This window comes from Streptomyces sp. NPDC091387 (assembly GCF_044756945.1).
Taxonomy (GTDB): domain Bacteria; phylum Actinomycetota; class Actinomycetes; order Streptomycetales; family Streptomycetaceae; genus Streptomyces.
The window spans coordinates 145392-167447 of sequence record NZ_JBIVTZ010000007.1 but is presented as its reverse complement, the minus strand read 5'-3'; the positions used below and the strand labels follow the sequence as shown (position 1 = coordinate 167447).

Sequence of the window (22056 nt, the reverse complement as noted above, 5' to 3'; positions counted from 1 at the left end):
CGGGAACTGCCGCCATGGAGGTTTCCCATGTTTCTCACTCCGTCCGACACGGAGAAATTGCTGCTGAGTGTTGCCGGAATGGTCGCCCGCGACCGGCGTGAGCGGGGCGTACTCCTCAACTACCCCGAGGCCGTTGCCCTGCTCGCCTGCTGGGCGATGGAACGAGCCCGGGAAGGGGCCGGGGTCGCCGACCTCATGACCCTGGGGCGGTCCGTTCTCACCCGTGCTGACGTGCTCGAAGGTGTTCCGGAGATGCTGCACGACGTCCAGGTCGAGGCGACCTTCCCCGACGGGCGCAAGCTCGTCACGATTACCTCGCCGATCCCGTGATCCCCGGCGAGATCCGCACCGGGGCCGGCGTGGTCCACGTGAATTCCGACCGCCGTAAATTGCGGCTCACCGTGGTCAACGACGGGGACCGCCCCATTCAGGTCGGATCGCATTTCCATTTCTTCGACGTGAATCCCGCGCTTTCCTTCGACCGGTCGCAGACCGAGGGATTCCGGCTCGATATCCCGTCCGGCACCTCGCTGCGCTTCGAGCCGGGCGTCGGCGCGGAGACCACCCTCGTCGAGCTCGGCGGACGCGGAACGGTACCCGGCATCGTCGTCCGCACCGCGCCCTGGTCCAGGGGCGCGCAGGACACCGCAACGGAGGGCGTGTGACATGGCACAGCTGACCCGCGCCGCCTACGCGGCGTTCTACGGCCCCACCACCGGCGACCGCATCCGGCTCGCCGACACCGACCTCTGGATCGAGGTCGAGGAGGACCGCTGCTTCGGCGGCGACGAGGCGGTCTTCGGCGGCGGCAAGTCCATCCGCGAATCGATGGGCCAGGCCACCACATCACGCGCCGAAGGAGCCCTCGACCTCGTCATCACCAACGTCGTGGTCCTGGACCACTGGGGCATCGTCAAGACCGACATCGGCATCCGGGCCGGCCGGATCGTCGCCCTCGGCCGCTCCGGCAACCCCGACATCGGCGACGGCATCCACCCCGAGCTGGTCATCGGCCCCGGCACCGACGTGGTCTCCGGCGAGGGGCGCATCCTGACCGCCGGAGCCGTCGACACCCACGTCCACTTCCTGATGCCGGAGACCCTCCACGAGGCCCTCGCCACCGGCACCACGACCGTCATCGGCGGCGGCACCGGAGCCACCGAGGGATCCAAGGCCACCACGGTCACCCCCGGCGCCTGGAACCTCGCGATGATGCACCGCTCCCTGGACCGCGTCCCGCTCAACATCATGCTGTTCGGCAAGGGATCCACCGTCGGCGAGGAGGCCCTGCGCGAGGCCGCGCTCGGCGGCGCGGGCGGCTACAAGGTCCACGAGGACTGGGGTGCCACTCCCGCGGCCATCGACGCCGCCCTCAAGGCCGCCGACGCCTACGGCCTCCAGGTCGCCCTGCACGGCGACAGCCTCAACGAGGCCGGCTACGTCGAGGGGACACTCGACGCCATCGCCGGCCGCGGCATCCACGTCTTCCACGCCGAGGGCGCCGGCGGCGGCCACGCGCCCGACATCATCACGGTCGCCTCGCACCCCAACATCCTCCCGGCGTCCACCAACCCGACGCTCCCGCACACCGTCAACACCGTCGACGAACACCTCGACATGCTGATGGTCTGCCACCACCTCAACCCGCGCGTCCCCGAGGACCTCGCCTTCGCCGAGTCCCGCATCCGCGCCTCCACCATCGCGGCCGAGGACATCCTGCACGACATAGGCGCCCTCTCCATCACCTCCTCCGACGCCCAGGCCATGGGCCGCATCGGTGAGGTCATCTGCCGCACCTGGCAGGTCGCCCACGTGATGAAGCAGCGCTTCGGCGACCGCGGCAGCGAGCTGCCCGCCGACAACGAACGGGCCCGCCGCTACGTCGCCAAGTACACGATCTGCCCGGCCGTCGCCCACGGCATCGACCACGTCATCGGCTCCGTCGAACCCGGCAAGCTCGCCGACCTGGTGCTCTGGGACCCCGCGTTCTTCGGCATCCGCCCCGCCGCCGTGATCAAGGGCGGCATGGTGGTGTACGCCCCCCTCGGCGACGCCAACGCGGCGATCCCCACCACCCAGCCCGTCCTGCTGCGCCCCACCGCCGCCGCCGGGGCCGCCCCGCACCTCTCGGTCAGCTTCGTCGCCCCGGCCGCCCTGGCCGACGGCCTCGCCGAACGCCTCGGACTCGAACGCGAACTCGTCGCCGTACGCCCCACCCGCCACCTCACCAAGGCGGACCTGCCGAACAACACCGCGCTCCCGGACATCGACGTGGACCCGGAGACCTTCGCCATCCATATCGACGGGGAGCTCGTCGAACCGTCACCCGCCACCGAACTGCCGCTGGCCCAGCGGTACTCCATGTTCTGATGGGCGCACTCGCACCCCTTCTGCTCGGCGACGGACGGCTCCCCGTCGGCGCGTACACCTACAGCGCCGGGCTCGAACCGGCCGTCGTCGCGGGCCTCACCCGCGACCGGATCCCCGCCCTGCTGAAGGCCCGGCTGCACACCACCGCCCTCACGGAGGCGGCCGCGGCCGTGCTCGCGCTGCGCGCCGCGGGGCGCGACCCGGTCGACTACGGGCCCGTACAGCAGGCCCTCGCGGCACGGACCCCGGCCGCACCCCAGCGCGAGACGTCGGCGGCGCTCGGCCGGGGCGTGCACCGGCTGGCCCGGCGCCTCGCCCCGGACCACCCGGCGGTCACCGCGCTGGCCGCCGTGCGCCCCCGGCCCCTTCGGCCGGTCGCGTTCGGCGCGCTGGGAGCCGTACTGAACGTCTCCGAGGAGGAGCTGGCGCACGCGGTCGTCTACGACGAGCTGCAGACCGTCGCGTCCGCCGCGCTGAAACTCCTGCCCGGCGACCCGCTCGACTCGGTCGCCTGGATCCTCGCCGCCGAACCCGACGCGGCAGCGGCGGTGGCCTCCGCCCTCGCCGTACGGACCCCGGACGGGCTGCCCGCCCGTACCGCCGCGCTCACCGAACAGTGGGCGCTCGAACACGCACGACGCGAACGGAGACTCTTCCTTGCCTGACGACGACACCACCCCCGAGCAGCAGCCCAACCCCCACTTCCACGAGCCGCTGAACCAGCCCCGGGCCCTGCGCCTGGGCGTCGCGGGACCGGTCGGCACCGGAAAGAGCTCGATCCTGGCCACCCTGTGCCGCGAGCTCGCCGGAGAGCTCTCCATGGCGGTGGTCACCAACGACATCTACACCGACGAGGACGCCCGCTTCCTGCGCTCGGCGGGCGTGCTGCCCACCGAACGCATCCGCGCGGTCGAGACCGGCGCCTGCCCGCACACCGCGATCCGCGACGACGTCAGCGCCAACCTCGACGCCGTCGAGGACCTGGAGGAGGCGTACGGCCCGCTGGACCTGGTGCTCATCGAGAGCGGCGGCGACAACCTCACCGCCACCTTCAGCCCGGCCCTCGCCGACGCGCAGCTCTTCTGCATCGACGTGGCGGGCGGCGGCGACGTCGCACGCAAGGGCGGCCCCGGCATCACCGGCGCCGACCTCCTGATCGTCAACAAGACCGATCTGGCCCCCTATGTGGAGGTCGACGTGCCCGCCATGGTCGCGGACGCGGAGGAGGCCCGGGGCGGGCTCCCCGTCCTCGCCCTCTCCAAGAAGGACCCGGACTCCATCGCCGCGCTCGCGGACTGGGTACGGTCCCTGCTGGTGCGCCACCGCTCGGGCACCCACATCCCCACCGACCCCGGCCCGATGGCGCCGCACAGCCACACCCACCCGTGACCGATCCGACCGTCGTCGCCGCGGAGCGCGACGGCTCGGGCCGCCATCTCGTCCGCGAACTGCGCCCCGGCGCCTTTCTCGCCCCCCGCCCGCTGCTGCCGTGCCCCGGCCGGACCCGGGTCGCCCTGGTCGGCGTCCGGGCCGGACTGCTCGCCGGTGACGAGCTGAACCTGAGGATCTCGGTCGGTCCGGGCGCACACCTGGAGCTGGTCGAGCCGGCCGGACTCGTCGCCTACGACCACCGGGGCGGCTCGGCCCGCTGGCGGGCCCGCGTCGATATCGCCGAGGGCGGCGAACTCACTTGGCACGGACTGCCGTTCGTGGTGTCCACCGGGGCGGACGTCGAACGCGTCATGGACGCCCGGCTCGCGTCCGGGGCCCGGATGCTGTGGCGCGACACCCTGGTCCTCGGCCGCTCCGGGGAGCGCGGCGGGCGGGTCCGGGCCATGACCCGGGTGACGTACGAGGGCCGGGACCTCCTGGTCGAGGACCTCGACCTCACCGACCCGGACCTGCGCGAGCTCCCCGGCATCCTGGGCCCGAACCGCGTCATCGGCTCGGTCGCCGCATTCGGCGCGGCGCCCCCGGGACCACCGCACCCCTACCGGATGGACCTGGCCGGGCCGGGGGCGCAGGTACGGCTGCTGGACACGGTGGCACCGGCCGTGGACGCGGAGCTGACCGCGGTCTGGGAGTCCTGGCTCACCCGTTGATATGCACCATACATACAAGATGTATGGTGCATAGACAGGGTGCGGGGCGGGGGCGCCGCGCCGGGCACAGCGAGTCGGAGGAACAGCGCAATGACACTTGAGAACAAGGTCGCCGTCGTCACCGGAGGAGCCTCGGGCATCGGCGAGGCCGTCACCCGGGTCTTCGTCGAGCGAGGCGCGCGGGTCGTGGTCGTCGACCTCCAGCAGGAGGCCGGGGACGCCCTCGTCGCCGACCTCGCGGACGCGGTGGTGTTCATCCGGGGCGACGTCTCCGACCGGGCGGTCGCCGATCTGGCGGTGGCCACGGCCGTCGAGCGCTTCGGCGCCCTGGACATTCTGGTGAACAACGCCAGCGCCTCACGGGTGCGCCCCTTCACCGAACAGACCGAGGACGACTGGAAGCTCGCCCTGGACACCGGCCTCTTCGCCACCCGCAACTTCATGCTCGCCGCGTACCCCGAGCTCCGCAGGAGCCAGGGCGCGGTGATCAACTTCGCCTCGGGCGCGGGCATCGACGGCCAGCCGAACCAGGCGTCGTACGCCGCGGGCAAGGAGGCCATCCGCGGACTGAGCCGGGTCGTCGCCAACGAGTGGGCCGCCGACCAGATCCGGGTCAACGTCGTCGCGCCGATGGCGAGGACCGCGGGCGTCGCCGCCTGGGCCGAGGCCAACCCCGAGCAGTACGCCCTCTCCGCCGCCAAGGTCCCGCTCGGCCGCTTCGGCGACCCGCGCACGGACGTCGCCCCCGTCATCGCGTTCCTGGCGAGCGACGACGCCCGATACATCACCGGTCAGACCCTGATGGCCGACGGCGGCGCGATCAAGCTCCGCTGACCCGGCCCTTCGCCTCCGCCCCCGCTCCCGCGTGCCGGGAGCGGGGGCGCGCCAACGCCGCCGCGCACAGCAGCGCGGGCGCCGCGGCCAGGGCGAAGCACAGGGCGAGCGGCAGCCGCCCGACGAGCAGCCCGACCGCCGCGGTGCCGCCCGAGGCCCCGGCGTTGAACGCGGTGTTGACCCAGGCGCCCGCCTGGGTGCGCCGGGCGGCGTCCACGGACTCGTCCGCGATCAGATACGCGGTCGTGAGGACCGGGGCGACGAACAGCCCGGCGACCGCGACGACGGCGACCAGCACGTACAGACGCGGCGAGAGACCGGCCGCCATCAGGGCCGCACCCATCCCCGCGGCCGCGGCCACCAGCCGCACCCGGCTCGACAGCTTCCACCGGACCGCCCCGTACGCCAGACCGCCGACGGCGCTCCCGGCGGAGAGGGCGGCCAGCACCCAGGACACCGCCGACGCCTGGCCGAGCTGCTCGGTGAACGCCACGACCAGCAGTTCGAGCGCCCCGAGGCAGAGCCCCACGGCGGCCGTCACCAGCACCGTGTGACGCAGCGCGGGGATGCCGTGCAGCCGAAGCCGGGGAGCGGCGGGAGCATCGGGGGAGCCGGTAGCGGGCGGTTCGGGGCTCGCGTGCTCACGGGGCACCGCCGGTGACGACACCAGCGCAAGCGCCCCCACGAACACCAGCAGGGCGCCGGCCAGCACACCGGCCGCGGGCCGCCCGGCCGCCACGATCAGGCCCACCAGCAACGGACCGGAGACGTAGAGCAGTTCCTCGGCGACACCGTCCAGGCTGTACGCGCGCTGCAACAGCTCCCGGTCCGGGACGAGCGCGCTCCACAGCGACCGCATGACCGGACCCAGCGGCGGAGTGCAGACACCCGCCGCCACGGCCAGCGCCCCCAGGGCGAGGGACGGGGTGCCCGGCCGCCAGGTGGCCAGGGCGAGTACGCCGAGCACCGCCGCGTACAGCCCCGCCATCGGCGGCAGGGCGCGGCGCGGCCCGTACCGGTCGATCAGCGCGGCACGGGCGGGGGAGAGGAAGACACTGGCGGCCCCGAACAGGGCCATGGCGCCGCCTGCGACGGAGTACGAACCGGTGGCGTCCTTGATCGCCAGCAGCAGGGCGAGCGGGACCACCCCGTACGAGAGCCGCCCGAGCAGCGCGGCGCCGAAAGTGCGTACGGCATGGGGGGTGCGCAGGACAGTGGCGTACGAAGGCGCGCGCGAGGGCGCGGAAGAAGAAGAGACGAGCACGATGACATTCCTCGTGAGGGCGGCGCGCGGACACAGCGCTGCGGGTATGCGGGGACACCGGAGTGCCGCACCCGGGGTCACGGGTGCGGTCAGTGCGGGGTCCTATACGCGAGGAGGAGTCATGCGGGCAAGCTAGCAGAGCGGGCGGCGCTCCGGCAGGGGGTTTTCGGTCTCGCCGGTCATGTCACGGGCGGCCGCCATGATGTCCTCGGCGGCCGCCCACAGCCGGGGCAGGAACCGGACGACCTCCTCCCGGCGGGCCAGGATGTCCGTGGTGCCGGTGATCCCGGTCAGCTCGGCGACGGCCGCCTCGAACGCGGGCAGCCGTGCGGCGTGCAGCGCGGGGGCGTCCACGGCCAGCACCGTGTGGCAGCGGGCGAGTGTCGCGACGATCCAGAAGACCGCCTCGCGGTGGTCGCCGCGGGCCAGGAGCTCCAGACTGCCGTCGACGGCGATGGGACGTGCCTGTGCGGTGAGGTCGCTGCTGAAGAAGAACGGGGTGCGCGCGACCGGGACCGTGGCGTCGAACGTCCGGGTCAGCTCGGCCACATGGTGCCGCACCCGCCGCTCGGAGACGTCCGCGCAGCCGAGGAGCCCCAGCAGCTCCGGGTAGAGCTCCGGCCGCCCGTACGCGGTCAGGACGTCGCGCGCGGCCGGATAGCGCAGCCGGACGGTGGGGTTGCGCAGCGCGGCGACCAGCAGGACGTGCGTGGTGACCCCGGTGGGGAACATCCAGGCCGTCACCTGCTCGTGGAAGGGTACGGAGGCGTCGAACGCGGCGAGGCGGGTCTCGACGCGGTGCCGGGCGTCCAGACACCGGCGGCGCACCCAGCTCCGCTCGGCGAAGCGGGGCGAGACCTCCGCCTGCAGGGCGCGCAGCCGGCCGGTGGGATCGTCGATGACCGTGTCACTGCGGAAGCTGCCCGCCAGGTGGTAGGAGGAGAGCACCGCCGCGGGGTCGCGGAGCTCGGCCCACGGGACGTACGTGATCTCCAACAAGGCTTCTTCGTAAAGAAGTTTGCCGGGCTTGGCGGGCGGGTCGTCCTCCTCCGTGACGACCACGACGTCGACGTCGGACGAGGGGGCCAACTCGGCGTCGTCCGGCCGGCCCACGGTCGACCCGCTGAAGTACGCCCCGCCGTAGCCGGGGGCGGAGCGGGCGTGTGCGGCCACCCAGCGGACCGCGGCGGCGCGTGCCGCTCCGACTCTCACGTGCGCAACTCCTCGGGGGCGGGGGCGGGGGCGGGGGCGGGGTGCCGTATCTTCCCCCGACTCCTACGGGGTGCGCCCACCGTGCGTCAAGCGGTGCCTACGGGGCCCGGGTCCGCGTGCCGCTGAGTACGGCGGCGGCACGCGGACCCGGCTGCGGTCTGATTCTCGTACGGTGAATACCGCTCTCAGCCGTTCGGGCGGCCGGCGGCGACCGTCAGCAGCCCCGACGTGTCCAGCACCTGGCGGATCGCCCGGCCCGACGCCAGCTCCTCCATCGCGTGGTTGACCTCGTCCAGCGGGAGGGTCCCGGTGTGCATCTCCTCCACCGGCATCAGCCCGGCCCGCCACAGGTCCAGGAAGCGCGGGATGTCGCGGCGGGGGACCGCGTCACCCATGTACGAGCCCAGCAGGGACTTGCCCTCGCCCGCGAAGGCCAGGGCCGGGACCTCCAGCACCCGGTCGGGGGCGGGCAGGCCCACCGAGACGACCTTGCCGCCGCGGGCCACGGCGGCCAGGCACTCGGCCATCACCTTCGGGCTGCCCACGGCCTCCACCGCGACCTCCGCGCCACCGGACGTCAGGTCGCGGACCGCTTCGAGCGCCTCGTCCGGCGCGTACGTGTGGGTCGCGCCCAGGCGCATCGCCAGTGCGCGCTTCTCCGCCACCGGGTCCACGGCGACGATCGGGTACGCGCCGGCCGCCCGCGCACCCAGCACCGCCGACAGGCCCACCCCGCCCAGCCCGTAGACCACCGCCGACTGGCCGGGGCGCAGGGCCGCCGTGTTGATGACCGCGCCGGCGCCCGTCAGGACCGCGCAGCCGAACATCGAGGCCACGGTGAACGGGATGTCCCGGTCGATCGGCACCACGGACTCCTGCGCCACCACCGCGTACGAGGAGAACGCGGAGACGCCCAGCTGGTGGTGGACCGTGGCGCCGGAGGCGTCCGTCAGCAGGGACGGGCCGTGCAGCAGGGCGCCCGAGCCGTTCGCCGCGGCGGCCTGCGCGCACAGGGCCGGGCGGCCCGCCGCGCAGTCGGCGCAGAACCCGCAGCTCGGCACGAAGACCAGGGCGACGTGGTCGCCGGGTGCGATCCGGTGGACGCCGGGGCCGGTCTCCTCGACCACTCCCACCGCCTCGTGCCCGAGGGCCATCGGGAGCGGCCGGACCCGGTCGCCGTTGACGACCGAGAGGTCCGAGTGGCACAGGGACGCGGCGGCGACCCGGACCAGCACCTCGCCCTCGCGCGGGGCGCCGAGGTCCAGTTCCTCCACCTCGGCCGGCCGGGTGTCCGCGTAGGGCCGGGCCGTCGATATCCCACGCAGCACCACGGCCCGGGTCTTCACGCGCCCACCTCGTCACGGGGCGCGCAGCGCAGCACGTCGCGGCTCTCCAGCAGCGGGACGACCTTGCCGAGCACGATCTCCCGGAAGTGCGGGGTCGCGCAGTGCGCGGTGAAGTCGGCCTCGGTCGCGTACTCCTCGTAGAGCACGATCGCCCGCGGGTCCTCGGTGCCCTGGTGGACCCGGTAGCCGAGGTTTCCGGGCTCCCGGCGGGAGGCGGCGGCCATGGTGTCGAGGAGCGGGAGGACGGTGTCCTGCTCGCCGGGCCTGGTGCGGTACCTGGCCACTACTACGTACGTCACGGGGTTACTCCTGAGGTGGTGCGGGCCTCTTGAGGGCGGCGGGCGGGACCGGCGGCAGCTGGTCGCGGCGCAGGTGCCAGAGGCGGGGGTCGGACGTGGCGGCCGCGGCGGACCCGAGGACCAGGGCGAGCGCCACGTCGGCGGCGGATTCCACGAAGCCCGCGGCCACCGACGGGGACATCGCGCGCTGGGCCTGCGCGGTCATCCGGGCGACGATCGGGGCGGGCATGATCTCGACCAGGTCCGGCGCCCCGCGCGAGATCGCGTCGGTGGAGCGGCGCAGGTTGGACCGGTCGGTGACGAACACCTTCATCATCGTCAGCAGGCCGAGCGGGCGGCCCTTCTCTATGAGCGAGAGCCGGGTGCTGACCACGCCGTGCGCGCCCATGTTCTTGATGAACTCCAGCGCGCCCCGGTCCTGTGCCAGACCGGGGCTGCTGTCGACGTTCACGAACACGGTCTTCCCCGCCCGGCCCAGCGCCGGTACGACCTGGGGCAGCTGCCCCACCGCGAACGAGGCGAGGATGCACACCTTGGCCGGCGCGGTGAGGAACTGCCGCAGCGGCTGGGTGCCGACGACCGATGCGACGACCGGCACCTCGGCGAACGCCGCGGTGAGCCGGGGGTCGAGCGGGGCGCCGGACCGGGACGGGGAGGGGGTCATGGCAGGGCCTGACTGGGAAGGGTTCGCGGCTGCTGGGTCAGTTCAGCGGAGACGTACCGAATCGGCTGGGAAGGCCCAGTTTGCCAGGGTTGAGAATGCCGGCCGGGTCCAGGGCCGCCTTCACCGCGACGAACGTCGCGAAGCCCGCACCCAGGGATTTCTCCAGGTAGGGGCCGCGCAGCAGTCCGCAGCCGTGGTGGTGGCTGAGGGCCGCCGCATGGCGGATCAGGACGGCGTTGGCGGCGTCCCACACCGAGCGGTACCAGTCGCGCCGCGACTCCGGAGCCACGTCGCCGCGCAGCGAGAAGTAGACACAGGCGCCGTCGGTGTAGGCGTGCGACTGGTGCGCCGAGGCGGCCAGGGTGCCGGGCACCGACTGGATCGCGGCGACCACCTCGTCGTAGATCACCGGGAGGTCGGTCCAGGACGCGGCCATCTCCAGGGTGTCGGCGACGAAGCCCGGACCCGGCGTGAAGCCGTCCGCGGACTTGCCGACGATCATCCGCTCGTCCAGCCAGCGCTCGAAGACCGCCTGGGAGTCCAGCTCGGGCCCGTACGCGGAGCAGACCTCGGCCGCCACCTTGATCGAGGCGTCCACGATCGCCGGGTCGCCCTCGTCGGCGATCAGCAGGAGGTTGGTCTCCGGGTGGCCGAAGTGCGTTCCCGACTCCAGGGTGTCGTACAGCCGCAGCACGGCCGGGGTCGCACCGCGCTGCATGATCTCGCGGCAGGCGTCCAGGCCCTCCGCGAAGCTCTTGAAGCCGAACGCGACGGCGTTCGCGAACGTAGGCAGCGGGTGGACGCGCAGCCGGGCCGAGACGATGACGCCGAGGGTGCCCTCGGAACCGATGAACAGCTGGCGCAGGTCGGGGCCGACCGCCGCGCGGGCGTAGTCGCCGTACGTGGCGCGGGTGCCGTCCGCGTGGATCACGTCCACACCGACGACCATGTCCTCGATCTTGCCGTAGCGCGTGGAGAGCTGACCGGCGCCGCGGCAGGCGATCCAGCCGCCGACCGTGGAGACGGCGAACGCGGAGGGCCAGTGGCCGGTCGTGACGCCGTACTCCTCCTGGAGCTGCTTCTCGAAGAGGTCGCCGAACATGCCGGCCTCGACGTCCACGACGTTCGACCCGGCGTCGAAGCCGGTGATCCGGTTCAGCCCGCACACGTCCAGGACGACACCGCCGAAGACCGGCAGCGCCGCGCCCGTGACGTTCGAGCGGCCCGCCGACGGGGTGACCGGGATGCCCGCCTCGTGGCAGATCCGCAGCACGGCAGCGATCTGGTCCGCGTCGGCGGCCTCGACGACCACGGCGTCCGGCGTCGCGGGACGGCCCTCGGTCTCGCCGATCATCGAACCGGCCCACCAGTCACGGGTCCGGGTGACGACCTCGTCGCGCTCCACGTGCACGGCGTGCGCGGCCTCGCGCAGCGCCTCGATCACGGTCTCGGGGACCTGCACCGGGTCGACCTGGAGCGCGGCCTCGCCGTCCCCGACGGGGGTGTTCTGCGCCCACTTGGCGAAGCTGGGGGCGCCGATCGTGTAGTTGCCCCGGTTGAACGGGTGGGTGATGGTCTGACGGCTGATCATGCTGCTGCCCCTTCGAGGAGTACGGACTTTTCGTGACGGACGGCTGCGAGGTACTCGGAGACCGAGCGGTCCACCTCTGCCTCCGTGAGGTTCAGTTCCCGGCCGAGGATCGCGCCGACCTCGCCCGCCGCCTCGGCGGAGGCGTCCCGGGCGAAGAGCCGGGCGCGCGTCCGGCGGGAGAGGACGTCGTCGACCGAGCGGGCCAGCTCGGCGCGGGCCGCGTACACGACCTCGGCCCTGGTGTACGGGAGTCCCTCGACGACCGGCCGGGCGAGCGTGGGGTCCTCCTGGATCAGGTCGCCGACGAAGCGGGCCTCGGTGCCGAAGCGCTCGCCCAGGTGGGCGGCGATGCCGCCGGAGGCGGCCACGGCCTCGGCGTCGTACCCGGAGCCGCCGAGCAGCGGGAGGTCGCTGGTACGGCTCCGGCCCTTGCGGCCCAGGACCGTCATCACCTTGTCGATGACGAGCTCGCCCATGTGCCGGCTGGTGGTGAGCTTGCCGCCGGTCACGGTCACCATGCCGGTGCGGCCGACGCTGATGTGGTGGTCGCGGCGCATGTCGAGCGTCGCGCCCTCCTTGCCGCCGACCAGCGGGCGCAGCCCGCCGATGGAGCCGGTCACGTCGTCCGGGGTGAGCTTCCCCTCGAAGGCGGTGTTGGCGCCCTCCAGCAGGAAGTCCATCTCCTGACGGGTGCAGTGCACGTCGTCGGGGGAGCCCTGGTAGTCCTCGTCCGTGGTGCCCAGGACGACGCTGTTGCCCCAGCGGGTGCAGGTCGCGCGGCGGGCGCGGCCCGGGATCGGCACGGTGACCGTGCAGTTGATCCGGACCTTGTCCCACGGCACCACGATGTGGACGCCCTTGGCGGGCCGTACCTGCGGCTTGTGGCCGTCGACGGCCTTCGCGTCCAGCTCGTCGGTCCACACCCCGGTGGCGTTGACGACGGCGTCCGCCCGGATGTCGACGCTGTCGCCGTCCACCTCGACCCTGGCTCCGGCGACCTTGCCGGACCGCATCAGCAGCCCCTCGGCCTTCGCGCCGTTGAGGACCGTGGCCCCCAGCGCGGCCGCGGTCCGCACGATCGTGAGGACGAGGCGGGCGTCGTCGGTGCGGGCGTCGAAGTACATCAGCCCGCCCTGGAGGTTCTCCGACCGCAGCGTCGGCGCCTGCGCGAGGACCTCCGGCACGGTGAGCCGCTGGTGGAGCTTGCCGATCCGCCAGCCGCCGACCAGGTCGTACGTCCACAGCAGTCCCTCGAAGCCCTTGGCGAGGCGGGCGTCGAAGATGCCCTCCTTCTCCAGGATCGGGAAGAGGAACGGCAGCCGGTGCACCAGGTGCGGGGCGTTCTTGCGGAAGCGGTGCCGCTCCAGCAGCGAGTGGCGTACGAGGTTGACGTTGCCCTGCTCGATGTAGCGCAGGCCGCCGTGGACCATCTTCGAGGACTTCGACGACGTGCCGGAGGCGAAGTCGTCCTTCTCCACCAGCGCCGCGCGCAGCCCGCGCGAGGCCGCGTCGAGCACGGCGTACGCGCCGGTGATACCGCCGCCGATGACGAGCACGTCGTACGTGTCGTCGGCCAGCCGGCGCTTGGCCGCCGCGCGGTCCAGCAGCAGGGGCGTCCGGCGGGTGGCCGCGGCACTGCGCCGCGGCTTCCGGGCGGGCATGGTGATCACAACATCAACTCCTGGTGTTTCGGTGCGGCGGCCGCATGGTCGGGTACCGGCCGCCGGCTGACGGTGAGGGGCCGTCAGTGGGGGGTGAGGGGGGTGAGTGCGGGGTCCTTGAGGTGGGCGATCAGCACGTCGCGCCAGGCGGCCCGCTGGGCGGTCCGTTCGTCCGCGCCGAGCGAAGGCTCGAAGATCCGGCCGTGCGGCTGCGCCTCGACGACCTCTTCGAGCGAGCCCCACAGGCCCTGGGCGACCCCGGCCAGATAGGCGGTGCCGCGCAGGCTCGCGGTGGCCGAGTCGGCGACCCGCTCCAGCGGCAGGCCGGTCAGGTCGGCCTGGATGCGCAGCAGCGGGTCGCTGCCCGCGACCCCGCCGCCGACCCGGAGCCGGGTGAACGGGGCGTTCATCGTGGCGGCGACCCCGTCGACGAGGTCGCACACCGAGTGCGCGATGCCGTCCAGGACGGCGCGGGCCAGATCGGCCCGGGTGGTGGCGAGGGTGAGCCCGGTGAGGGCGGCGGTGGCCTCCGGATGCCAGACCGGCGTACGGACCCCGGCGAGTGCCGGGACGAAACGCGGGGTGCGGCCCGGCCGGGTGGGGACCCGGCCGGCCTCCTCACCGAGCTCCTTCGGCGAGGCGAACAGGCCCAGGTCGTCGCAGAGCCAGCGCAGTGCCGAACCCGCCGTGGAGGTGTAGGCCTCCAGGCTGTAGTGGCTGATGTCGCCCTGCCGCCGGCCGGGCTGGGCGAGCACCCCGGAGATGTCCGGCCGGGGCAGGGCGGGTGTGGTGCCGGTCGCCGCGTCGACGAACGCGCCGGTCCCGTACATGCACATGCCCTGCCCGGCGGCCAGGCCGCCGAGCGCGATCAGTGCGGCGTGCTGGTCGCCCATCGAGGCGGCCAGCGGGACGGCGATGCCGAGGGCGGCCGGGTCGGTGGTGCCGAATCCGGCGTCGTCCGAGCGGAGTTCGGGAAGCAGGTCGAGGGGGAAGCCCAGGTGGCTGATCCACTCCTCGTCCCAGGCGTGCCGCTCCAGCAGGTAGCCCCCGCTGGAGGCGGCGTTGGTCGGGGTGGTGGCGTGCACCGCGCCGCCGGTGAGCCGCCAGATCAGCCAGGTGTCGACGGTGCCGAAGAGCAGCCGGCCCTCGCGGTGGGCGGCGGCCGCCTCCGGGTGCGCGGCGATCTGCCGGGCGGCCCAGAGGAACGGTGCGCGGGCGCCGACCGGCCGGCCCTGGCGGGCGGTGAGGGTGGCGTCCCACTCCGCCTCGTGAGCGGTGAGTTCGGCGGCGTACCGCCGGTCCTGCCACACCACGGCGGGCAGCAGCGGCCGCCCGGTGACCCGGTCCCAGAGCATCGCGGTGGCCCGCTGGGTGGAGAGCGCGACCGAGGTGATCGCGATGCCCTCCGCCCGTGCGGCGCCGATGGCCCGGCGCGCCACCTCCAGGGTGGCGGTCCAGATCTCCATCGGGTCCTGCTCGACCGAGAGGTCGTCCGGATGGCTGACCTTGATCGACCGGTAGAACACCTCGTGCGCGGCGCCGGAGTCGAGGACGACTCCGGCCCTGGTGCCGGTGGTGCCCTCGTCGATGGCCAGCACACCGCGCCGTGGGGCGGCGCCGGGGAGCGTCTGCGTCATTGCAGCCCTTTCATTGCGAGCATCGCGAGCTGTGCGGAGGGGGAGAGGGACCATCGTGTGGTGCGGCAGGCGCGGCGGACGGTCAGCGCGCGGTCGCGGACTCCGCGGATTCCGGCTCGTCCGCCGCGGCGGTGCGCGGCGACGCCGCCTCGTCGGGCGACGCGGCCTTCATCGGGTCCCACTTGATGGCCAGGCAGGTGATCATGCCGAGCAGCGGCACGACGGCGAGGACCAGGAAGGTGTCGGCCAGGCCGAGCGACTCCTTGATCTGCGGGAAGAGGTACAGCCCGGCGACACTGCCGAAGCTGCCGACCATCCCGGTGACACCGGTGCCGAGCGCACGCACGTCACTGCTGTACGAGAGCGCCGCGATGGACTTGCCGTTGGCGCCGGGTCCCGCGGAGTGGCACAGGATGAACAGCACCGGCAGCAGGAACGCCACCGCGGTCGGGACCTTCTCGAAGGTCAGCCCCATCGCGATCAGGGCGACGAAGACCCCGCCGAAACCGGCGGCGGAGCTGAGCCGCAGCCCGAGCCGGCGGCCGAAGTACGCGGACAGCAGCCCGCCCGCGATGCCGAAGGCGTTGAACACCATCGAGCCGATCGTGGCCTTCTCGAAGCTCTCGCCGAAGATCGTCAGGCTGATCAGCGGCAGGTACCAGCCGACCGCGAAGTACTGCATCGACTGCCCGAGCGAGATCACAGAGGAGAGGATGGTGCGCGGCAGGTACTCGCCCTTGAAGAGCAGCCCGGCCTGCCGGAAGCCGATGGCGGGACCGGCGGCCGCGGCACGGGTCGCCTCGTCCGGCTTCCCGGCGACGGCCTTGATCCCGTAGATCCGGTCCAGGTTCAGGACGGCCTCGTCCAGCCGGCCCTTGCTGGCGAGCCAGGTCGGACTCTCCCTGAGCATCAGCCACTGGCCCACCAGCAGCGCGAGCGCCACGACCGCGGCGGACCCCACCGACCAGCGCCAGATGTCCGCGCCGACGTCCATGTTGAAGAAGAACAGGGCCAGCGCGAGGTTGCTGGTGGTGGCGACGTACCAGACGGCCTGCCACAGGTTCAGCCGGCCGCCGAGCTTGGCGGGGGTGTACTCGGCGAGCAGCGCCATGGCGACGGCGAAGTCGATGCCGTACGCGACGCCCACCAGGACCCGGCCGAGCCAGACGACGGTGAAGTCACCGGCGAACGCGGCGAGCAGGGCGCCCGCGATGGCGAAGACCTTGGCGATGAGCAGCGGGGGGACCCGGCCGATCCGGGTGGCGAGCCAGCCGCCGATGGGGTTGAAGATGATCGCCAGGGCCGGAGCGGTGGCCGTGAGGATCGAGACCTGCGTACTGGTCAGCTCCATCTGGGACGTCATCGGTCCCAGACCGGCGCTCAGCGCCGCGTTCGAGTAGGCGTCGAGGAACAGCCCGCCGAACACGAGGAACCAGATGACCTGCGCCCGGCCGGTGATCTTTCCCAGCCCATCGATGAGCGCAACGACGTCGGCGACGCCTTTGACGCTCGGACGTTGTGCCATGAATCCGCCTTCGAGGAAGACCCATCGGCGGCACGGGGAGCACAAAAAAACAGGCATGACGAAACCACCGACAGGTGGTCTATGTCTGTGCCTGTCAAAACACTGCGGAAAGCGCCGCAGCACGTGAAGTGCGACTACACGAGGAGATTAGGAAGACGTCAGGAGAAACGTCAAGGGTTTCCGGCGGGTTACCCAAACGTGACGTTCTGACGTTCCCGCACGTCACGGGCGGGGGCGGCCCGCCCCCGCCCGTGACCGGGTCCGTCAGCGGCCCGCCTGCAGCGCCGCCCAGGTGTCCGGCCCGACGACGCCGTCGGCCGTCAGGCCCCGGCTCGTCTGGTAGCCGCGCACCGCCGTCGTCGTCGCCGGGCCGAAGCTCCCGTCGATGCCGACGGCCGAGCCGAGCGTCGCGGTCAGTGCCCGCTGGAGCCGCTTCACACCGTCGCCCGTCGCGCCCTCCCGGAGCGTCGCCGTGCTGCCCGCCGACAGCAGGGCGGTCCAGGTCCTGGCTCCCACGACGCCGTCCCGGTCCAGCCCGTGCGCCGCCTGGTAGGCCGCGACCGCAGCCGTAGTGGCCGGGCCGAAGGTGCCGTCGGCCGCGCCGGCCGCCTGGCCCTGCTCGTTCAGAAGTTGCTGGACGGCCTTGACCTGGGCACCCGTCGAGCCGCTGCGCTGGGTGGCGTACACGGTGAAGCTCAGGCCGTCGGGGGTGGTGCCGCCCCCGGTGCTCCCGCCCACCAGCTGCATGTAGCGCGTCCAGTCCCAGTTCGGGCCGGGGTCGGTGTGGTCGTTGCCCGGCGCCTCGCTGTGGCCGATGATGTGCGCCCGGTCCTTCGGGATCCCGTACCGGTCGCACAGGTACGCGGTCAGGGCCGCCGACGACCGGTACATCGCGTCCGTGAACCAGGACGGGTCGTCGATGAATCCCTCGTGCTCGATGCCGAGCGCGGAGGAGTTGGCGCTGCGCGCGTGGTACGCGGTGTCGCTGTCGCGGACCATCTGGGTGATCTGGCCGTCGGAGGAGCGCACCACGTAGTGCGAGCTCACCTCGGACGCCGGGTTCTGGAACCAGCTGATCGAGCCCGCGTACGAGCCCTGCGTGACGTGGATGATCACCTTGTCGATCGCTGCCGAGCGGCCCGCCGCGAAGTTGTTCGCATCGGCCGGGACCCAGAGCGCGGCCGGGTAGTCGGCGCTGCGGGTGCCCGGCTCCGCGCCGGCGAGCGAGCCCTTGTGCGGGGAGACCGGGCGGCCCGTCACCGAGACCCGCTCGCCGTCCGGGGCGACGGTGTCGAGCCCGTCCGCGAGGAAGGTGTAGACCGTGTCCGCGTAGAGGGCGGCGGCCGGACCCCCGCTGCCGCTGTACCGGGCGACGGCCGGGTACCAGGCGTCGATGTCCGCCCGGTCCCGGGCGTCCAGGCCCAGCTTGTCGGCGTATCCGCGCAGCACCGCCGCGCCGCCCAGGATGTTGGCCCCGGTGTCGGTGCGGAGGTCCGCCAGGGGCTCGCCGGTGAGGGCGGCGGCCCGCTCCAGGGTCCGGTTCCCGGGGTTGCCGGCGAGGTGCATCACGCCGTAGCCGTTGGCCTGGCTGGGTTGTCCGGAGTGGCCGTCGAGACGGGTCTCGCCGTATCCGACGGCGGCGAGCAGATCGCGCGGCACGCCGAACCGGCTCGCCGCCCGCTCGAAGGCCTGGTTCATCGGGTGGCCGGAGTCCGGGGCGGCGAGGGCCGGAGTGCCGGTGAGGGCCAGCACGGTGGCGGTGAGGGCGGCCAGCGCGGATGCGCGGGCCTTGGTGCGGGCTGCGGGGCGGCTGGGCATACCTGCTCCTGCTCTGTGGGGGGAGAAGAACGGCCCCGGGCCCTGGGAGGGGTGGGCCGGGGGGCCGCCAAGCCCACTCAGGCTATCGATCTGGCGAGTGCATGACAATCATCGGCTTGTATGTCGAACTCCCTTTCGCTCCAGCGGAGTTGACGTGCGGTTACAGGTGCTTACGCCGGGTGCCGCCGAGTGGCGGCCCGGACCCGGGGGGTGCCCGGATCCGGGCCGGTGGGCCTGCCTACCAGCGGTCGCGGTGGATGACGTCCGCCACCGGGCGGCGCCGGACCGGACCGAAGTTGCCCTGCGGCCACCCGACCGGAACAGCGGCGAAGGTCTGCATGTCCTCGGGGATGCCGAGGGCCTCCTTCCACTCCTGCTCCAGCATCAGGTGCCAGATGGTGACGTTCGCCGCGAGCCCCAGCGCGCGGGCCGCGAGCAGCAGGTTCTGCACCCCCGGGTAGACGCAGGAGCCCTCGGCGAGCGCCTGGAACCTCGTCTGCGTGCCCGTCATGTGCTCCACGCCCGCCGGGCCGAGCGCCTGCGCGTACGCGACCAGGCCCTCCTCCTCGATCCGGGGCTCCGGGAACTGGTAGCAGGGCACGACCAGCGCGGGCGTATCGGCGAAGTGGTCGCGCTGGTACTCGATCGCGGCGACCATCCGGCCGTAGGCCGCGTCGTCCATGCCCTTCGGCGCGTACTTCCCGGTCGTCGCCAGATACGCGTCCACACACCGCTTCCACAGCGGTGCCAGACGCGCCATCACCTCACGGTCCGTCACCACGACGTACTCGTAACACTGCATGTTGCCGCCGCTGGGACCCCAGACTGCGGCCTGTATGAGCTGCTCCAGCGTCTCGTCCGGCACGGGTTCCGGTCTCAGGCGGCGCATGGCGCGCATCGTGGACATGGTGGAGAACAGGGCGCGGGCGTCGGCGGAGAGCTCGGCGGACGGTGCCGATTCGGCCTGCACCGAGGCGGCCTGTGTGGATTCGGTGTTCATGATCGCGGAGCATACGGGTGAACCCCCTCCAGGGGGAGCCCTGTCGGCCGGTCCCTGACGGCGGGCGGCGCCGTTCCGCCCCCCGCCGATCCGGCCCGGCCCGCGGCCCGAGGATTCGTACACCTGCCCAACCCCCCACCGCACGGGGGAACGCGGGCCTGAGCCACCGCCGACAGGGCGTATAAAGGGTGCCTCCGGACCGGCCGGCGTCCCCCGATGGCAGTGACCTCTCACGCGGCAAGGCGTCACCGCGTACGACAGCGGAGGAGTGCCCATGAGCACGGCAGACGAGATCAGCACCTTGCTGGTGGCGAACTTCGGAACCGATCCCGTGGCGATCCGCCCCGAAGCGTCGCTCCGTCAGCTCAGGCTGGATTCCCTGGCCCTGGAAGAACTGCGGCTCCTCATCGAGGACCGGATGGGCATCGACCTGGACGACGTCCAGCTCACCTCGCGCGACACCGTCGCCCAGTTGGTCGACGCCGTGCAACGCAAGGCCGCGGCATGACCGCCCGGTACCGCCCCGAGCCCTTCGCCGCCGCCGTCACCGGCATCGGCCTCGTCACCGCGGCGGGCGTCGGCACCGAGGCCACCTGGCGCGGGGTGTCCGAGGCCGCCACCGCGCCCTCCGTCCCGCACCTGCCCGAACTCCAGGGCCTGCCCTGCGACTTCATGTACACCATCACCGGCCTCGACACGCGGGCCGTCCTCGGGGTGGCGACCCAGCGCCTCATGGACCGCTTCTCGCAGCTCGCCGTCATCGCCGCCCGTGAGGCCGTCGCGGACGCCGGGCTCGACCCCTCGGTCTGGGACAGCTCCCGCGTCGCCGTCGTCATCGGCTCCGCCCACGGCGGTCTGCCCTTCTACGACGCGCAGCACACCGCCCTCACCGAGCGCGGCGCCCGCCGGGTCTCGCCCAAACTCGCCCCGCTCACTGTCGTCAACGGCGCCGCCAGCAGCGTCGCCACCGATCTCGGCGCCCACGGCCCCAGCCAGGCGGTCTCCACCGCCTGCTCGTCCGGCACCGTCGCCCTCGGCACCGCGCACCAGATGCTGCGCACCGGGGCCTGCGACATCGTCGTGGCCGGCGGCGCCGAATCGGTCCGTTCCCGGCTGCTGATCGCCAGCGCCTGCCAGCTGAAGGCCGTCTCCACCCGCCGGGACGACCCCGAGTCGGCCTGCCGCCCGTTCGACACCCACCGCGACGGCTTCGTCGTCGGCGAGGGCGCCGGACTCCTCGTACTGGAACGCCCCGAACACGCCCGCGCCCGCGGCGCCACCGTCCGCGCACACCTTGCCGGGTACGGCGCGTCCAGCGACGCGTACTCCGCCGTCGCACCGGACCCCGAGGGCCTCGGCATCGAACGGGCCCTGCGCGCCGCCCTCGCGGACGCCGGAGTCGCCGCGGCGGACATCGGACACGTCAACGCCCACGGCACCTCGACCGTGGCGAACGACCTGATCGAGACGACGATGCTGCGCCGGGTGCTCGGCGAGCACCCCCTCGTCACGTCCACGAAGGCGATGACCGGACACACCCTCGGCGCCGCGGGCGGCATCGAGACCGCGCTGACCGTCCTCGCCCTCCAGCACCAACTGGTCCCGCCCACCGTCAACCTGGACGCCCCCGACCCGGAGATCCCGCTCGAAGTGGTGAGCAAGGAGGCCCGGCCCGGAGCGTTCGACGCGGCCGTCAAGACCTCGCTCGGCTTCGGCGGGCACAACGCCGCACTCGTCCTCACCAGGGCCTGACCACGCAGCGCACCCCCAACCGCCGGACCTTCTAAGGACGGTCACCATGCCCGACGAGATCATCCGGAACCTGTCGGTGCACGGGCTGCGCTACAGCTACCGGACCCTGAGACAGCCCTCGCCCCGCACCGAGCCGGTCATCGTCCTCGGCGGCGCGCTCCAGGGGATGTACGGCTGGCCGCAGATGGACGAGCACCTCGGACCGCGCGCCGACGTCGTCACCGCCGACCTGCCCGGCATGGGCGGCGCCGATCCGCTGCCGCCCGGCACCGGCGACGACATCCTGTACGCGGCCGTCACCGGCATCATCGACGACCTGGGCGCGGCCCGGGTCAACCTCTTCGGCTTCTCCTACGGCACGTCGATCGCGTTCGGCTGCGCCCGGCAGAACCCCGGCCGCATCGCCCGGCTGGTGCTCGGCGGCGTACCGGCCCACATCAGCGACGCCCAGCGGGCCCACTGGGGCCGGGCCGTCGACCGGCTGGCCACCGGCGACATGGAGGGGCTCGCCACCCTGACCGCCGAGGCCCTGATGTGCCTGGACCCGGAGCGCACCGTGCACCGCAGGGAGCTCGCCCGGCGCTACGTCCGGCGCTCGTTCCTGCACGCGCTCACCCACTCCCCGCACGCCGCGCAGTCGCTGCGCCGGGCGCTGGGCCACCGGCCGGACTACTCCGGCGGGCTGAGCGGCGTGCCCGCGCTGGTCTTCGCGGGCGAGCACGACACGGTGACCTCGCCCGAACGGCAGCGGGCCTTCGCGGCGACGATCGAGGGCAGCCGGTTCCTGACCATCGGCGACTCCGACCACTGGGTCGTGCTGGAACGCCCCGATGACGTCGCGGACCTGGTCGCCCGCTTCTTCACCGACCGCCCGCTGGAGGCGGCGCCCGCCCTGGGGCCCCTCACGATGCCGCGTCCGCGTACGGGCTCGGCGGGAGCGGCCCTGCCGCGGGCGGGCGGCTGAGCCGCCCGCCCGCGCGG

General features: G+C 73.1%; 21 protein-coding genes. 10 read left to right on the top strand and 11 right to left on the bottom strand.

The genetic code is table 11. The features are described 5' to 3' along the window. Positions 1-27 precede the first annotated feature (27 nt). From ACIQM0_RS16405 to ACIQM0_RS16375, 7 genes are all read left to right on the top strand, one after another. Positions 28-330, top strand: a complete 303-nt coding sequence (locus tag ACIQM0_RS16405) for an urease subunit gamma (protein ID WP_363020911.1) — start codon at positions 28-30, stop codon at positions 328-330. Then, on the top strand, positions 327-665 hold the full coding sequence (ureB, locus tag ACIQM0_RS16400; RefSeq protein WP_363020910.1) for an urease subunit beta: 339 nt from the start codon (positions 327-329) through the stop codon (positions 663-665). The genes ACIQM0_RS16405 and ureB overlap by 4 nt, the downstream gene beginning before the upstream one ends. Position 666: 1 nt before the next feature. Continuing rightward, positions 667-2370, top strand: a complete 1704-nt coding sequence (locus ACIQM0_RS16395) for an urease subunit alpha (protein WP_401286738.1) — start codon at positions 667-669, stop codon at positions 2368-2370. Beyond that, positions 2370-3035 (top strand): urease accessory protein UreF, encoded by a 666-nt coding sequence (locus tag ACIQM0_RS16390; RefSeq protein WP_401286735.1) that lies wholly within the window; start codon positions 2370-2372, stop codon positions 3033-3035. Before ACIQM0_RS16395 ends, ACIQM0_RS16390 begins: the two co-directional genes overlap by 1 nt. 49 nt (positions 3036-3084) lie before the next feature. Then, the gene (gene ureG, locus ACIQM0_RS16385; protein WP_401287205.1) at positions 3085-3759 is read left to right on the top strand and encodes an urease accessory protein UreG; all 675 of its coding nucleotides are present in this window, start codon (positions 3085-3087) and stop codon (positions 3757-3759) included. Further along, on the top strand, positions 3756-4472 hold the full coding sequence (locus tag ACIQM0_RS16380) for an urease accessory protein UreD (protein WP_401286732.1): 717 nt from the start codon (positions 3756-3758) through the stop codon (positions 4470-4472). Before ureG ends, ACIQM0_RS16380 begins: the two co-directional genes overlap by 4 nt. A gap of 90 nt (positions 4473-4562) precedes the next feature. Next, positions 4563-5306, top strand: a complete 744-nt coding sequence (locus tag ACIQM0_RS16375; protein WP_401286730.1) for an SDR family NAD(P)-dependent oxidoreductase — start codon at positions 4563-4565, stop codon at positions 5304-5306. On the opposite strand, the gene ACIQM0_RS16370 is transcribed toward ACIQM0_RS16375, so the two are convergent. The 11 genes from ACIQM0_RS16370 to ACIQM0_RS16320 all read right to left on the bottom strand — a co-directional run bounded on the left by ACIQM0_RS16370 (position 5293) and on the right by ACIQM0_RS16320 (position 19323). Next, the gene (locus ACIQM0_RS16370; protein WP_401286727.1) at positions 5293-6570 is read right to left on the bottom strand and encodes an MFS transporter; all 1278 of its coding nucleotides are present in this window, start codon (positions 6568-6570) and stop codon (positions 5293-5295) included. The genes ACIQM0_RS16375 and ACIQM0_RS16370 overlap by 14 nt on opposite strands. A 132-nt stretch (positions 6571-6702) precedes the next feature. Further along, positions 6703-7782: a hypothetical protein gene (locus ACIQM0_RS16365; protein ID WP_401286725.1), complete on the bottom strand. Its 1080-nt coding sequence runs from the start codon at positions 7780-7782 to the stop codon at positions 6703-6705. A 185-nt stretch (positions 7783-7967) separates the two neighbouring features. Then, on the bottom strand, positions 7968-9128 hold the full coding sequence (locus ACIQM0_RS16360) for a zinc-binding dehydrogenase (RefSeq protein WP_401286722.1): 1161 nt from the start codon (positions 9126-9128) through the stop codon (positions 7968-7970). Further along, positions 9125-9427, bottom strand: a complete 303-nt coding sequence (locus ACIQM0_RS16355) for an antibiotic biosynthesis monooxygenase family protein (RefSeq protein WP_363020902.1) — start codon at positions 9425-9427, stop codon at positions 9125-9127. The genes ACIQM0_RS16360 and ACIQM0_RS16355 overlap by 4 nt, the downstream gene beginning before the upstream one ends. Positions 9428-9431: 4 nt before the next feature. Then, positions 9432-10091, bottom strand: coding sequence for a glycerol-3-phosphate responsive antiterminator (locus ACIQM0_RS16350; protein WP_401286719.1), 660 nt, complete (start codon positions 10089-10091; stop codon positions 9432-9434). Positions 10092-10128: 37 nt separating this feature from the next. Then, positions 10129-11682 carry an FAD-binding oxidoreductase gene (locus ACIQM0_RS16345; RefSeq protein ID WP_401286716.1) on the bottom strand — a complete coding sequence of 518 codons (1554 nt, stop codon included), beginning with the start codon at positions 11680-11682 and terminating at the stop codon, positions 10129-10131. Then, a complete protein-coding gene (locus ACIQM0_RS16340; RefSeq protein ID WP_401286713.1) occupies positions 11679-13352 on the bottom strand; it encodes an FAD-dependent oxidoreductase in 1674 nt (557 codons plus the stop codon). The genes ACIQM0_RS16345 and ACIQM0_RS16340 overlap by 4 nt, the downstream gene beginning before the upstream one ends. 74 nt (positions 13353-13426) lie before the next feature. Then, the gene (locus tag ACIQM0_RS16335) at positions 13427-14980 is read right to left on the bottom strand and encodes an FGGY family carbohydrate kinase (RefSeq protein ID WP_385036385.1); all 1554 of its coding nucleotides are present in this window, start codon (positions 14978-14980) and stop codon (positions 13427-13429) included. A gap of 82 nt (positions 14981-15062) precedes the next feature. Next, the gene (locus tag ACIQM0_RS16330) at positions 15063-16505 is read right to left on the bottom strand and encodes an MFS transporter (protein WP_401286710.1); all 1443 of its coding nucleotides are present in this window, start codon (positions 16503-16505) and stop codon (positions 15063-15065) included. Positions 16506-16769: 264 nt separating this feature from the next. Further along, positions 16770-18323, bottom strand: coding sequence for an N-acetylmuramoyl-L-alanine amidase (locus ACIQM0_RS16325; RefSeq protein ID WP_401286707.1), 1554 nt, complete (start codon positions 18321-18323; stop codon positions 16770-16772). Between the two features lie 238 nt (positions 18324-18561). After that, positions 18562-19323, bottom strand: coding sequence for a nitroreductase family protein (locus tag ACIQM0_RS16320; RefSeq protein ID WP_401286704.1), 762 nt, complete (start codon positions 19321-19323; stop codon positions 18562-18564). A gap of 274 nt (positions 19324-19597) precedes the next feature. Here ACIQM0_RS16320 and ACIQM0_RS16315 point away from each other — a divergent pair, with 274 nt between their 5' ends. The 3 genes from ACIQM0_RS16315 to ACIQM0_RS16305 are packed head-to-tail and all read left to right on the top strand — an operon-like array spanning position 19598 to position 22039. Next, entirely contained in the window at positions 19598-19831 is a 234-nt protein-coding gene (locus ACIQM0_RS16315; protein ID WP_401286701.1) for an acyl carrier protein, read from the top strand. Next, complete coding sequence (locus ACIQM0_RS16310) at positions 19828-21075, top strand: beta-ketoacyl-[acyl-carrier-protein] synthase family protein (protein WP_401286698.1); 1248 nt, start codon at positions 19828-19830, stop codon at positions 21073-21075. The genes ACIQM0_RS16315 and ACIQM0_RS16310 overlap by 4 nt, the downstream gene beginning before the upstream one ends. Before the next feature lie 46 nt (positions 21076-21121). After that, positions 21122-22039: an alpha/beta fold hydrolase gene (locus ACIQM0_RS16305; protein WP_401286695.1), complete on the top strand. Its 918-nt coding sequence runs from the start codon at positions 21122-21124 to the stop codon at positions 22037-22039. Positions 22040-22056: the final 17 nt, after the last annotated feature.

Bases quoted from the DNA above. Each gene is read 5' to 3' on its own strand.
- ACIQM0_RS16305 (WP_401286695.1), top strand. From the start codon at position 21,122: ATGCCCGACGAGATCATCCGGAACCTGTCGGTGCACGGGCTGCGCTAC.
- ACIQM0_RS16390 (WP_401286735.1), top strand. From the start codon at position 2,370: ATGGGCGCACTCGCACCCCTTCTGCTCGGCGACGGACGGCTCCCCGTC.
- ACIQM0_RS16315 (WP_401286701.1), top strand. From the start codon at position 19,598: ATGAGCACGGCAGACGAGATCAGCACCTTGCTGGTGGCGAACTTCGGA.
- ACIQM0_RS16395 (WP_401286738.1), top strand. From the start codon at position 667: ATGGCACAGCTGACCCGCGCCGCCTACGCGGCGTTCTACGGCCCCACC.
- ACIQM0_RS16375 (WP_401286730.1), top strand. From the start codon at position 4,563: ATGACACTTGAGAACAAGGTCGCCGTCGTCACCGGAGGAGCCTCGGGC.
- ACIQM0_RS16320 (WP_401286704.1), bottom strand. From the start codon at position 19,323: ATGAACACCGAATCCACACAGGCCGCCTCGGTGCAGGCCGAATCGGCA.
- ACIQM0_RS16310 (WP_401286698.1), top strand. From the start codon at position 19,828: ATGACCGCCCGGTACCGCCCCGAGCCCTTCGCCGCCGCCGTCACCGGC.
- ACIQM0_RS16325 (WP_401286707.1), bottom strand. From the start codon at position 18,323: ATGCCCAGCCGCCCCGCAGCCCGCACCAAGGCCCGCGCATCCGCGCTG.
- ACIQM0_RS16350 (WP_401286719.1), bottom strand. From the start codon at position 10,091: ATGACCCCCTCCCCGTCCCGGTCCGGCGCCCCGCTCGACCCCCGGCTC.
- ACIQM0_RS16330 (WP_401286710.1), bottom strand. From the start codon at position 16,505: ATGGCACAACGTCCGAGCGTCAAAGGCGTCGCCGACGTCGTTGCGCTC.
- ACIQM0_RS16345 (WP_401286716.1), bottom strand. From the start codon at position 11,682: ATGATCAGCCGTCAGACCATCACCCACCCGTTCAACCGGGGCAACTAC.
- ACIQM0_RS16405 (WP_363020911.1), top strand. From the start codon at position 28: ATGTTTCTCACTCCGTCCGACACGGAGAAATTGCTGCTGAGTGTTGCC.
- ACIQM0_RS16335 (WP_385036385.1), bottom strand. From the start codon at position 14,980: ATGACGCAGACGCTCCCCGGCGCCGCCCCACGGCGCGGTGTGCTGGCC.